The 12,612-nt window shown below is 64.5% G+C and carries 13 protein-coding genes; 7 read left to right on the top strand and 6 right to left on the bottom strand.

Annotation, left to right across the window (positions count from 1 at the left end):
• Positions 1-37: 37 nt before the first annotated feature.
• From HD842_RS20950 to ubiA, 4 genes are all read right to left on the bottom strand, one after another.
• Complete coding sequence (locus HD842_RS20950; RefSeq protein WP_183556973.1) at positions 38-340, bottom strand: hypothetical protein; 303 nt, start codon at positions 338-340, stop codon at positions 38-40.
• Positions 324-707 (bottom strand): phage holin family protein, encoded by a 384-nt coding sequence (locus HD842_RS20955; protein WP_183556975.1) that lies wholly within the window; start codon positions 705-707, stop codon positions 324-326. Before HD842_RS20955 ends, HD842_RS20950 begins: the two co-directional genes overlap by 17 nt.
• Position 708: 1 nt before the next feature.
• Positions 709-1,029 carry a DUF883 family protein gene (locus tag HD842_RS20960; protein ID WP_183556976.1) on the bottom strand — a complete coding sequence of 107 codons (321 nt, stop codon included), beginning with the start codon at positions 1,027-1,029 and terminating at the stop codon, positions 709-711.
• A gap of 66 nt (positions 1,030-1,095) precedes the next feature.
• Entirely contained in the window at positions 1,096-1,950 is an 855-nt protein-coding gene (gene ubiA, locus HD842_RS20965) for a 4-hydroxybenzoate octaprenyltransferase (protein WP_183556978.1), read from the bottom strand.
• A gap of 304 nt (positions 1,951-2,254) precedes the next feature.
• Between ubiA and HD842_RS20970 the strand changes: the two genes are divergently transcribed.
• Positions 2,255-3,757, top strand: a complete 1,503-nt coding sequence (locus tag HD842_RS20970) for a PhoX family protein (RefSeq protein WP_183556980.1) — start codon at positions 2,255-2,257, stop codon at positions 3,755-3,757.
• A gap of 31 nt (positions 3,758-3,788) precedes the next feature.
• Positions 3,789-4,361 (top strand): PEP-CTERM sorting domain-containing protein, encoded by a 573-nt coding sequence (locus HD842_RS20975; protein ID WP_183556982.1) that lies wholly within the window; start codon positions 3,789-3,791, stop codon positions 4,359-4,361.
• Between the two features lie 180 nt (positions 4,362-4,541).
• Here the strand turns inward: HD842_RS20975 and HD842_RS20980 are convergent, their stop codons facing one another.
• On the bottom strand, positions 4,542-5,387 hold the full coding sequence (locus HD842_RS20980; RefSeq protein WP_183556984.1) for a rhomboid family intramembrane serine protease: 846 nt from the start codon (positions 5,385-5,387) through the stop codon (positions 4,542-4,544).
• Between the two features lie 409 nt (positions 5,388-5,796).
• Here HD842_RS20980 and HD842_RS20985 point away from each other — a divergent pair, with 409 nt between their 5' ends.
• Positions 5,797-7,503 carry a mechanosensitive ion channel family protein gene (locus HD842_RS20985; RefSeq protein WP_183556986.1) on the top strand — a complete coding sequence of 569 codons (1,707 nt, stop codon included), beginning with the start codon at positions 5,797-5,799 and terminating at the stop codon, positions 7,501-7,503.
• On the opposite strand, the gene HD842_RS20990 is transcribed toward HD842_RS20985, so the two are convergent.
• Entirely contained in the window at positions 7,481-8,428 is a 948-nt protein-coding gene (locus HD842_RS20990; RefSeq protein ID WP_183556988.1) for a LysR substrate-binding domain-containing protein, read from the bottom strand. The two genes, HD842_RS20985 and HD842_RS20990, sit on opposite strands and share 23 nt — an antisense overlap.
• 146 nt (positions 8,429-8,574) lie before the next feature.
• Here HD842_RS20990 and HD842_RS20995 point away from each other — a divergent pair, with 146 nt between their 5' ends.
• Genes HD842_RS20995 through HD842_RS21010 form a run of 4 tightly spaced genes read left to right on the top strand, consistent with a single transcriptional unit; the run spans position 8,575 to position 12,607 of the window.
• A complete protein-coding gene (locus tag HD842_RS20995; RefSeq protein ID WP_183556990.1) occupies positions 8,575-9,765 on the top strand; it encodes a PilT/PilU family type 4a pilus ATPase in 1,191 nt (396 codons plus the stop codon).
• A 12-nt stretch (positions 9,766-9,777) separates the two neighbouring features.
• Positions 9,778-10,251 carry a D-glycero-beta-D-manno-heptose 1-phosphate adenylyltransferase gene (gene rfaE2, locus HD842_RS21000; RefSeq protein ID WP_183556992.1) on the top strand — a complete coding sequence of 158 codons (474 nt, stop codon included), beginning with the start codon at positions 9,778-9,780 and terminating at the stop codon, positions 10,249-10,251.
• Positions 10,252-10,256: 5 nt separating this feature from the next.
• The gene (locus HD842_RS21005; RefSeq protein WP_183556994.1) at positions 10,257-11,426 is read left to right on the top strand and encodes an aminotransferase class V-fold PLP-dependent enzyme; all 1,170 of its coding nucleotides are present in this window, start codon (positions 10,257-10,259) and stop codon (positions 11,424-11,426) included.
• Entirely contained in the window at positions 11,426-12,607 is a 1,182-nt protein-coding gene (locus HD842_RS21010) for an SGNH/GDSL hydrolase family protein (protein WP_183556996.1), read from the top strand. Before HD842_RS21005 ends, HD842_RS21010 begins: the two co-directional genes overlap by 1 nt.
• Positions 12,608-12,612: the final 5 nt, after the last annotated feature.

Here is a 12,612-nt window from a genome sequence, read left to right on the forward strand (position 1 = left end):
GGCGGGAACCCAAGTCAGTTCGCGAACCGCAAACCGTTCAATGTACTTCGAACTTCCGCCACCCTAATACGGGCAGCACCTTCTGCGCCAGCTTGTAGGCCGACAACGCTGCCGTGATCGCACCTACCACCCAGGTCGGCTTGGTCAGCAGGATGCCAACCCCGACGCCGGCGGCGGTCAGGATGGCTTTCTTGTGCTGCACCACGTAGCCCGTGGTGCCGCCCATCGCCGACGGCGTGCGCAGCAGCGTCACGTCGGCCGACATCTGGGCGCGCTGTTCGGCGCATTGCGCGGCCAGCAAGCGGCGGCGCACCGCCAGTGGTTCAGATTTTGACGTCATCGATCGGCTCTCCTTTGACAGCTTGCGCATCCTTGCGCAGTTCGGCCAGCGTGGCAGCCATGATTGGTCCACGGTTCGTCAGGTCGCCACGGACCTTGAAGAACGCCAGCACACTGCCCAGCGCGAACAGCAGCGTCATACCGCCGACGGCGAGCAGGCGGTGTGTATCCCAGAACAGCACCAGCACGAACAGAATCAGCAGCAGCACCGCGACCAGGCCGAAGAAGGCGGCCGCGATGCCCCAGGCCACATAGCCGAACAGGCGGTGCGTTTCTTCCTGCAGTTCGAGCGTCGCCAGCTCAAGCCGCGTGCGCAGCATGGCCAGCAGCGTGGCCCCGATGCGCGAAATGGTCGCGGGGATCGTCATCTTATTTACGGACGATCAGCATGCCGATGACGACACCGATGGCAGCGCCCAGGCCAACCGATTTCCATGGGTTGTCCTTGACGTATTCGTCGGTGGCCTTGGCGGCGACCTTGGTGCGCTCGACCACGGTTTCTTCGGCGTTGATCAGGCCGACCTTGGCCGAGGCCAGCGTCTGCTCGAACTTGGCCTTGGCCGACTTGAACTCTTCGCCGGTCAGCTGGCTGCCGTTGCGCAGCCACGATTCCGCGTCGCCGATGACGCTTTTCAGGTCGTCGACCAGCTGGTCGCGGGTATTGGACTGGGTCGGGATTTTTTGGATCATATTGGGCCTCTTGGTTTGGTGGTCGATCACGCTGCAGCAGCAGCGATGAATGCATTTTGGATAATATTAACCTAATGCATAATCTAGTGCGACACCAATGAACAGTGCGGCCCCCAGCCAGTTGTTATGGCGGAAGGCCTTGAAGCAGTTCATCCGGTCGCGATGACGGATCAGCGTGTAGTGATACAGCGCGATCGCGCCCGCCACCGCCACCCCGGCCACGAACCACCAGCGCAGGCCCAGCGACCAGCCGCACAGCAAAAAGATGGCCAGCGACGCGCCGTAGCACAGCATGATCGCGGCCACGTCGAAGCGCCCGAAGGTGATCGCCGACGTCCGCATGCCCAGCTTGATGTCGTCATCGCGGTCGACCATCGCATACGCGGTGTCGTAGGCCACCGCCCAGAACACGTTCGCTACCAGCAGCCACCAGGCCACGCTAGGGACCGCGCCCTGCACGGCGGCAAACGCCATCGGGATGCCGAAGCCGAACGCGATACCCAGGTAAGCCTGCGGAATGGCGAAGAAGCGCTTGAAATACGGGTAGGTGCCGGCAACCACCACGGCCACCACCGACAACTGCTTGGTCAGCGCATTGAGCGGCAGGATCAGCAGGAACGACGCGATTGCCAGCACGGCCGCGACCATCACCGCTTCCCAGCCCCGGATCTTGCCGCTCGTGAGCGGGCGGTCGACCGTGCGCTTGACGTGGCGGTCGAAGTCGCGGTCGGCGTAGTCGTTGATGGCGCAGCCGGCTGATCGCATCAGCGCCGTGCCGATCACGAAGATCGCCAGCACATCGAGGGCCGGCACGCCGCCCGAGGCCATCCACAGCGCCCACAGGGTGGGCCACAGCAGCAACAGGATGCCGATCGGCTTGTCGGCCCGGATCAGGCGAAAGTAGAGCGCCAGCTTGTTCATGTGTTCGCTTTTTTGTCGCAAAAAATATTGATCGGAAGACAGCAATTCTAGCCGGTTTGGGGACGCTGCGCGGCGCACCCTTGCCGCAGCAGGCCGCATGCGATGTGCATGACAGGCAGATGTCACGACCAACCGTGCAGGGTAAAAAATTGTCTTTTTGTTGTCATTAACTTGACATGATCGTTTGCTTTAATGCATCGGTCCAAGCCGGGGTGGTAAGGACAGGCGGGCCGCCGCTCAGGCGCTGCCAACATTCGAGATGCCGGTCCACCGGCTCGCACGTCCAATCAATGGAGAAGTACACATGAACAACCACGACACGTCGCCGTCGCGCCGCAACCTGCTCAAGGGCATCGCCGGCGCCAGCGCGCTGCCATTCGTTGGCGCCTTCGCCGCGCTGCACGCCCGTGAAGCTGCCGCCGCCAATGGCGTCACCGCGCTGGTCGACAGCCCGTACGGCCCGATCGCGCCGACCAATGACCTGAGCACCGGCCTGCCGCTGCTGCAACTGCCGCCTGGCTTCACGTACAAGAGCTATGGCTGGCGGGGCGACATCATGACCGACGGCCGGCCATGCCCGGCGGGCCACGACGGCATGGGCGTGATCGCCACCCGCAAGGTCGGCCGCAGCACCGAGCAGGTGTTGGTGCGCAATCATGAAATCACCAGCAGCGCAGCTGGCAATTTCATCAACGCCTACAGCTTCTACGACGGCGGCACGATCAACACCACCACGACCAACCGTTCGTGCGGCGGCACCACCAATCTGGTGTTCCGTGACGGCGACTGGGTCAGCATGACGCCAAGCCTGGGCGGCACCCAGCAGAACTGCGCCGGCGGCGTCACGCCGTGGGGCACGTGGCTGACCTGCGAAGAAGTCGGTTCCGACGCGATCACTGCCGGCGGCAAGAAGCACGGCTACGTGTTCGAAGTGACGGTCGATCCGCGCCAGACGACCGGTCAGCCGATCGTGAACATGGGCCGCTTCGCGCACGAAGCCGCCGCCGTCGATCCGACCAACTGCAATGTCTACCTGACCGAAGATGCATCGGGCAAGTCGGGCTTCTACCGCTACGTGCCAGACATCAAGACCGGTGCGGCCGGTTCGCTGGCGCGCGGCGGCGTGCTCGAGATGGCGAAGGTCAAGGGCGTCAACAACGTCAACCTGGCCACTGCATCGGTCGACCTGACGTACGAACTGGAATGGGTGTCGATCCCGAACCCGGACGCCAACCGCGGCAACAGCGTGGGCCTGAACGGCCAGGCAATCAGCAATGCCGCCGGTCCGTTCAACCAGGGCTGGGCCAAGGGCGCGCTGCGCATGAACCGCGGCGAAGGCATCTTTTACACCAAGGGCAAGCTGTACGTGATGGACACGTCGGGTGGCCCCGTCAACCGTGGCGCGATCTGGGAGCTGGACCTGGCCAGCCAGACGCTCAAGTGCATCTACTCGAGCCCGAGCCCGCTGATCGGCAATATGGGCGACAACCTGGCCGTCAGCCCGCGCGATGGCCTGCTGATCTGCGAAGACTCGTCCAGCCCGATCACCGATTCCTTCGGTTTCGGCCAGCGCCTGATGGGCCTGACGGGCGCCGGTGACGCCTACATCTTCGCCAAGAACAACGTGAACCTGACGACGGCCCAGCTGACCGCCGCCGGCAAGTCGACGGCGCTGGCCGGCGATGGCCGCGGCAATGAATTTGCCGGCGCCTGCTTCGATCCGACCGGCCGCTACCTGTTCGTCAATATCCAGACGCCGGGCATCACCTTCGCAATCTCGGGTCCATGGGCCAAGGGTCCGCTGTAATTTTCACCGTATTCATTCAAGGATATTCACCATGACCATCAACAAATTCATTACCGCCGGCCTGGTTGCGCTGGCGTTCTCGACGTCGAGCCACGCGGCGCTGCTGGTCAGCTCGAACAGTGCGGCCGGCAATGCCGTGACCGACTACAGCGCCGCCGGCGCTGTCTCGTTCGATCTGGCGCTGGGCAATTTTGCCGGCACGACGCTCAACTTCGTGCTGCAGGAAGCTGACCTGGCTGGACCGCTGAGCCTGAGCGCAATGGTGTTCAACCTGAGCGGCATGTCGTTCCCGCAGTTTAACTTTGGCTTGCAGGGCATTCGTTTCGCGGCGCCGGGCACCGTGACCGCGTTCTCGCAGGATCTCAGCGTCAATAGTTCGTTCTACAACGCGGCGATCACGTTCGCCAATGGCGAGCCGGCCGAGTTCCAGTTCGGGAACCCGACGCTCGTCAATGGCCGCAGCGACTGGCTGCTCGATACCACTGGCATGCGCGCTGGCGACACGTTCTCGATCGTGGCCGAAGTGCCGGAACCGTCGACGATCGCGCTGATGCTGCCGCTGCTGCTGGGTGGCTTGATGGTGGCCCGTCGCCGCCAAGGCTGATCGGCCTAGTTGCGTTGCTTTGAACGCGTGGACGGCATAGCCGTCCACCCTACGGATTTGCTCTAACGCAAATCAATTTCGCCCCGCGCTATGCCACGTGACGTTGAACGTGTGGGCGGCGTAGGGTGGGCGGGTATCCCGCCCACGCGTTTAGCGCAATTTTGCGCCGCGTGGACGGCGTTACGGGCGTTCCGGGTTCACGGCCCGCGCCGCGTCGCGCTGCGCGGCGAGCACCTCTGATGCACGCAGGATGTGCGCGATCCGGCTGACCTGGTCGGACGGCGGCTGCCTGACCAGCACCACCAGCACGCCCAGGCTGACGGCGAACACGACTGCCGACTGCACCGCAGTACCGATCCGCAACACGCGCCCCGGCAGCATCAGCAAGGCGCCAATGGCGATCCCGGCCAGCGCGCCACCGACGTGGGCCGCGTTATCGGTGCCGGTCATCAAGAAGCCCATGCCGATATTCAGCACCACCACCTGGAAGATGACTTTCAATTCGATTTTCGCCGCCGTGCCGGCGCACAGCGCATGCACCAGCAGGGCGCCGGACGCGCCGAGCAGCGCGCCGGATGCGCCAATGCTGACCGTGGTCGCGAAATGCGGCGTGAAGCCCATGGCCGATGGCACTAGCTCGTAGCTCGTGTTGCGCACGGCCACGCCTGCATACCACCAGGCGCTGGCCAGCCCACCGAACAGGCCCGACAACAGATAGAGCAATGCAAAGCGTGTGCGGCCCCAGACCGCCTCGGACAATGGCCCGATCTGCGACAGCATGAACATGTTCAGGCCCAGGTGCAGCGCGCCGCCGTGCAGGAACATCGACGTGACGAGCCTCGTCCAGTCGCCAGTGAGAGTGTAGGGGCCAAGGTTGCCGCCCCAGGCAGTCAGGTCGGCCGGGCTGGGCGACATCCAGTCGACGCCGTTCATGCCCAGATACACCCAGGCGCCCATATTGAGCAGGATGAGCCAGAAGGTGGGGGAGGTGAAGAAGCTCGGGCGCGTGCCCGGTGTGGTCTGCATGATTGTTACCGAAAATAAATTATCGGTGAAAATAGCACCTTTCAACGAAGCCGTCGATTCGATATCGCTCGTTCATTGCCAATCGCCTGCGACATCCTTGCGCTGCCAGCAATAGTGCGGGCATGACATCGGCAGGATGCTAGACTTTGGTTCCCGGGCACCACTGTCCGGCCATCCAGACCGATCGCATCGCAGGTCCGGGCCAGCGCATTTGCCCCGGCACGGCATGTGCATCGCCGCGCATCGACAGGCGCGCCATTACCCGTGCGCGCTTGCCAGGAATGCGACGCACCAGTCGCTTGCCATCCCGCGGATGTCGCGGTGTCCGCACCGTCACTCCCGCCCGGGCCGCGCCATGCGCCATGCGATCAAACACGTGCAAGGAGTCGTTTTGAATAGAATATTTTCCATGAGATTACTGGTCTCGCTGTCCCTGGCATTATTGCTGGGGCTGACCCAACCGCCGGCGTTTGCCGCCGGCCAGGATGCCGAGGCCCCCGCCGCCGCTGAACCCGCCGTCCCCGATCCGCTCAAGCGCGAGACCCCGCGCTCCATGGTCTCCGGCCTGCTTGGCGCGCTTGGCCAATCCGACTACGATCGCACCGCGTTGTACTTCGACTTGCCGCCAGCAACCAGCTCGCGCCAGCGTACCAACGCGGTGGAGCAAGCGCGCGCGTTCCATGCGGTGCTGGACGATGGCGGCACGCTCGACACCTTCATCACGCTCTCTAACGACCCCAACGGCAAGGTGAGTGACGACTTGCCGGTCGATCAGGAGCGCGTCGGTGAGATCGCCATCCAGGACAAGAAAATCCCGGTGCTGCTCACGAAAGGGCAGGACGGCGAGCACCAGGTGTGGCGCGTCTCGCGCGAGACGCTCACCCAGATCACCGCAGCCACCAAGCGCGCGCCCGTGGTCACCGAGCCTGCGGCCGACCAGGTCGTCGTCGCCGGCGCGCCGCTGAAGGATTGGGCGCTGCTGCTGGGCCTTGGCGTGCTGGTATTCGGCGGCTTGTGGATGCTGTCGGCACTGATCGTGTTCTGCATGCGCAAACTCGTGCCCGATCCGGAAGCCAATGGCCTGTACCGCTTCTTCGAGGCGGCGTTGCCGCCGGTGAGCCTGTTGATCGCTGTCGGCGTGTTCTACAACTGGGCCGAGCAGCTGCCGGTGTCGATCGTGGCGCGCCAGACCTTGCTGCGCTACACCGGCATCGTTTCCGTCATCGCGCTGGTGTGGTTCGGCCTGCGGCTGGTCGATGCGATCTCGGAACTGGCGATCGCCCGCATGCAGCGCAGCCAGCGGCGCCAGGTCATTTCGGTCATCACGCTGGCGCGCCGCGCCGCCAAGGTGATCCTGCTGGCGTTTTCGTGCATTGCGATCCTGAGCACCTTCGGCATCGACGTCACGACGGGTATTGCGGCGCTCGGTATCGGTGGTATCGCGCTGGCGCTGGGCGCCCAGAAGACGGTGGAAAACCTGGTCGGCAGCGTGACCGTGATCGCCGACCGCCCGATGCAGGTGGGCGACTTCATCAAGGTCGGCGACGTGGTGGGCACCGTGGAAGACGTCGGCATCCGCTCGACCCGCATCCGCACCAACGAGCGCACGGTGGTGACGATTCCGAATGGCGACCTGTCGGCGCGCCAGATCGAAAACTACGCTGCGCGCGACCGGTTCCTGTTCAATCCGGTGATCGCGATCGCTTATGGCAACTCGTCGGCCAAGCTGAAGGAAGCGATTTCCATCGTCCAGCAAGTTCTCGCCGAAGAAAAGAACATGGCGGAAGGGCACCGCGCGCGCCTGGGCAGCATCAGCGAGCGCGCCTTCAATATCGAGGTGTTTTCCCACATCGATGTGCACGAGTTCGACACGCAGGTGATCATTCGCGAAAAGCTGCTGCTGACGATCTTCGAGCGGCTGGAAGCGGCTGACATCAGCCTGGCGTTCCCGACCCAGACCATCGTGTTCTCGCCGTCGCAGCTCGAGGCGGTCAGGGGCGGGTCTGCGGCCAACGGCGATGCGGCCGATGTAGACGAGACCGCCAAAGCCGTTACACCCGCGCTGCCAGCGCCGCCAGTCGTCTGGACTGACGCTACGCCGCCGCCTCGTACGTGATCATCTCCACGCCGGCCAGATGACATTCACTCACCGCCTGCATCACCGCATCGATGGCGGCGCGGCGGGTGAAGCTCTTGCGCCAGGCGATCACGACGCGGCGCGACGGCGCCGGCCTGGTGAACGGCACATAGGCCAGCAAGCCGTTCGACTCGCTCAGGTCGGTGACCGACGCACGCGGCAGCACCGTCAGGCCGATGCCGCTGGCAACCATATGGCGGATCGTTTCCAGCGACGAGCCTTCGAACGTGCGCTGCATGCCGGTGCCACCGCCCGGCGCCGAGAAGCGCGCCATTTCCGGACACACTTCCAGTACCTGGTCGCGGAAGCAGTGGCCCGCACCGAGCAGCAGCATCGTTTCGCTTTTCAGGTCTTCGGCCGAAATTTCCTTGCGCTTGGCCCACGGGTGGTGTTTGGGCATCGCCACGATGAATGGCTCGTCGTACAGCGGCTGCACCGCCATGCCGTGGTCCGGCAGCGGCAGCGCCATGATCGCGGCGTCGAGCTCGCCCTGGCGCAGCAGTTCGAGCAGCTTGTGCGTGAAATTCTCTTGCAGCACCAGCGGCATCTGCGGCACCGTCTCGATCAGGTTTTTGACCAGTGGCGGCAGCAGGTACGGGCCGATCGTGTAGATCACCCCCAGGCGCAGCGGGCCCGCCAGCGGATCCTTGTTCTGTTTGGCCAGTTCCTTGATGGCAGCGGTCTGCTCCAGCACGCGCTCGGCCTGCGCCACGATCTGGGCGCCCAGGGGCGTGACGGAGACTTCGGAGCCGCCGCGCTCGAACAGCAGCACGCCCAGCTCGTCTTCCAGCTTCTTGATGGCGACCGACAGCGTGGGCTGGGCCACGAAACAGGCTTCGGCCGCGTGGCCGAAGTGCTTGGCGCGGGCGACGGCGACAATGTATTTCAACTCGGTCAGGGTCATGGTAGGCGTCTCGGCAAGGCGCGCTGCCGGCGCCTCGCGAGAGCGGGGCAGCAGGGCGCGCGCCATGAAATAATGGTGTAGCGAGAATGATAGTCGATATAATCTCTTGATAGGCTCCGCCTATGCATCTTTTCTGAAAGGCCCGCATGTCCACCACGTTTGGCCCGGCGGAAGCCCAGGTCTATATCCATAAACTGCTCACGGTGATGCATCACCAGGGCGGCTCCGACCTCTTCATCTCGGCTGATTTCCCGCCGAGCATGAAATACCAGGGCGCCATGAAAGCCCTCAGCCAGCAGCGCCTGAGCGGCGAAGTCACGCGCGCGCTCGCGGTCTCGCTGATGAACGAGCGTCAGCGCGCCGAGTTCGAAACAGAGATGGAGTGCAATTTCGCGATCTCGCTGCCCAACGTGTGCCGCTTTCGCGTCAACGTCTACGTGCAGCAGCAAAGCGTCGGCATGGTCGTGCGCACCATCTCGTCCGAGATCCCCAACTTTGAAAAGCTCGACCTGCCCGAGGTGCTCAAGGATGTCGTGATGACCAAGCGCGGCCTGGTGCTGGTCGTTGGCGGCACCGGTTCGGGCAAGTCGACGACGCTGGCGGCGATGATCGACTACCGCAACAACAATTCGGCCGGCCACATCATCACGGTGGAAGACCCGGTTGAATACGTCCACAAGAACAAGAATTGCCTGATCACGCACCGCGAAGTGGGCGTCGATACGCTGTCGTGGCATAACGCGCTGAAGAACACGCTGCGCCAGGCGCCGGACGTGATCCTGATCGGCGAGATCCGCGATACCGAAACGATGGAGCACGCGATCGCGTTCGCCGAAACGGGCCACCTGTGCCTGGGCACGCTGCACGCGAACAATGCCAACCAGACGATGGACCGGATCATCAACTTCTTCCCGGAAGAGCGGCGCAACCAACTGCTGATGGACCTGTCGTCGAACCTGCGCGCCATTGTTTCGCAGCGCCTGGTGCGTACCGAGGACGGCAAGGGCCGCAAGGCCGCCATTGAAATCCTGCTCAACACGCCGACGATTGCCGAGATGATCCTGAAAGGGAACTTCCAGAGCATCAAGGAGATCATGCACAAGTCGCGCGAGCTCGGCATGTGCACGTTCGACCAGGCCTTGTTCGAGCTGTACAACAAAGGCTTCATCAGCTACGACGAAGCGATCCGCAATGCCGACTCGGCTAACGGCCTGCGCCTGCAGGTCAAGCTATCGGGCGAGCGCAAGGAACCGGGCCTGCCGGCCGGCGCGGCGCGGCCATCCGAATTGTCGATGGCGCTCGATGAAGAACCCGACGACGAACTGCCCAAACACTGACACTGAATACCCATGCCTTCATTTGAAAACAAGCTCTGCACGCGCGCCGACCTGGCTGCGCGGATCGCCGCACTGCCAAAGCCGGTGGTGCTGACCAACGGCGTATTCGACATCCTGCACCGTGGCCACGTGACCTATCTGGCGCAGGCGCGCGAGCTGGGCGCCTCGCTCGTGGTGGCAGTCAACACGGATGCGTCCGTCAAGCGGCTGGGCAAGGGCGACGACCGCCCGCACAACACGCTGGCCGATCGCATGGCGGTGCTGGCTTCGCTGGAATCGGTCAGCCTGGTGGTCGAATTCGACGAACAGACGGCGCTCGAAGTGGTGCAGGAAGGCCGGCCCGATATCTATGCCAAGGGCGGCGACTACGTCATGGACCAGATTCCCGAAGGGCAGGCCGTGCTGGCCTATGGCGGGCGCGCGGTGGCGATCGACTTCAAGCATGACCGCTCGACCACGAAATTAGTGGCGCGGATCCGGGGCTGACCCGCATGGCCAAACTCCCTGTGATGCCGGCACTGGCCAGCCTGTATCCGCCAGCGCCCGACGGCATCGTCAATCTTGAGCACGGCTATTTTGGCGCGATGGCGCAGCCGGTGCAGGCGGCGCTGGTCGAATCGGTCGACTATCTGAATCATCATCTGAGTCCGTTCCTGCGGAGCAGGCAGGCCTTCGAGCATGGCGGGGTGCTGTGCGCGCGGCTGGCCAAGCTGATCAACGCCGAACCGTATGAGATCCTGCTCACGCGCAGCGCGAGCGAATCGATGCAGGTGCTGATCGGCCAGTACCACCGGCTGGCGCCGGGCGACGGCGTCCTGTGGAGCAACCTCGATTATCCGGCGATGCGCTATGCGATGGCGTGGCTGGAAGGACGGCGCGGCGTGGTGCCGACCGAACTGCAATTGACGCTGCCCTTGTCCGGTGATGCGCTGCTGGAACAGTATGCGACGGCGATCCGCGATACGCCGGGGCTGAAATTGCTTTTGCTCTCGCAAGTATTTCCGGCCAATGGCCAGTCGGTGCCGGTGCGCGAGATCGCCGCACTGGCGCGGGCGCGCGGCGTCGATGTGCTGGTCGACAGCGCGCATGCGCTGGGCCAGCTGGACGTCGACGTGCAAGCGATGGGCATCGACTTCGCGGGCTTCAACCTGCACAAGTGGATCGGCGCGCCGCCGGGGCTGGGCTTTGCGTACATCCGGTCGTCACGCCTGGACCGGATCGAGCCGCACTTCGGCGACCGCGATTATCCGGCGGACGATATCCGGGGGCGCCTGCATGCCGGCATGCCGCCGATGAGCGCGATCATGGCGGCGCCGGTGGCGCTGGACGTGCATGCGCAATTGGGCGGCTCCCCCGCAAAAGGCGCGCGGCTCGCGTGGCTCAGGAATTACTGGGTGCAGCGCGTGGCGGACCTGCCGGGCCTACAGTTGATGAGTCCGTTGGTGGGCGACACGGCGCTGGCGGCGTTCACGATCGACGGCATGCGCGCGCGCGACGTGCAGGCGGCGCTGCTGGAGCGCTTTGGCGTGTTCACGGTGGAGCGGCCGGTGGGCGCCGCCAGCCTCGTGCGGGCCACGGTGGCGTTGACGACCACGGTGGAAGAACTCGATCGCCTGGTGGAGGGCTTGACGGTGCTGACCCGCGAAGCGGCAGGTGCCTGATGACGGGCACGTCGATGTACACGCTCTCGCCCATTCCCGCAGACCTGATCCATGGCGCGGTCGAGCTCGAACGCACCGATGCCGGCCTGCTGCCGCAGCGTTTGCCGGCCTGGGCGCTCGCGCAGCACCTGGATGTGCAACTGGCGCTGGCTGCGGCGCAGCCATCCGGCGTGCGGCTGGTGTTTCGGACGACGGCCCGTGTCGTCGAGGCGCTGGTGCTGCCAACCAAGCGCCGCTACGGCAAGATGGTGCCGCGGCCCGACGGTATCTTTGATCTGGTGGTCGATGGGAAGCTGCTTGCCCAGGCGAGCGCGCCGGGTGGCAAGCTCCTTGAGATCGACATGATCAGCGGCGCAACGCGGGTACATCCGGGCGAGCCGCACTGGCTGCGCTTTACCGACCTGCCGGCGGGCGACAAGACCGTCGAACTCTGGTTGCCGCATGACGAGACGACCGAGCTGGTGAGTTTGCGCGCGGATGCGCCGGTGTCGCCGCTGTTGGCAGGCAGCCAGCGCCGCTGGCTGCACCATGGCAGTTCGATCAGCCAGGGCTCGAATGCGACCCACCCGACCGGCATCTGGCCTGCAGTGGCTGCCGGTCTGGCCAACGTCGACCTGTTCAATCTTGGCTTCGGCGGCAATGCCTTGCTCGATCCGTTCACGGCGCGCACGATCCGCGATCTGTCGGCGGACCTGATCAGCCTGAAGCTCGGCATCAACCTCGTCAACACCGACCTGATGCGCGTGCGCGCGTTCGGGCCGGCCGTGCACGGCTTTCTCGACACGATCCGCGAAGGGATGCACCGGAGCACGCCGCTGCTGGTGATTTCGCCGACCTGGTGCCCGATCCACGAAACGACGCCGGGGCCCACCATGTTCGATGGCAAGGCCATGGAGCAGGGCAGGCTCCTGTTCCGTGCGATGGGCAACGACGCCGAGCGGCGTCAGGGCAAGCTGACGCTGGGTGTGATCCGCGAGCAGTTGCAGAGGATCGTCGCGCAGCGGGCAGCGACCGATGCGCACATCCATTACCTCGATGGCAGCGCGCTGTATGGGGCCGCGGACAACGCGCACCTGCCGCTGGCGGATGCGCTGCATCCGGACGCTGCCACGCACCGGCTGATCGGCGAACGGTTTCATGCGCAGGTGTTTGCCGATGGCGTGTTCGGCCATCGGGGCTGATTTGC

It is taken from the genome of Massilia aurea (assembly GCF_014200505.1).
Taxonomy (GTDB): domain Bacteria; phylum Pseudomonadota; class Gammaproteobacteria; order Burkholderiales; family Burkholderiaceae_D; genus Telluria; species Telluria aurea_B.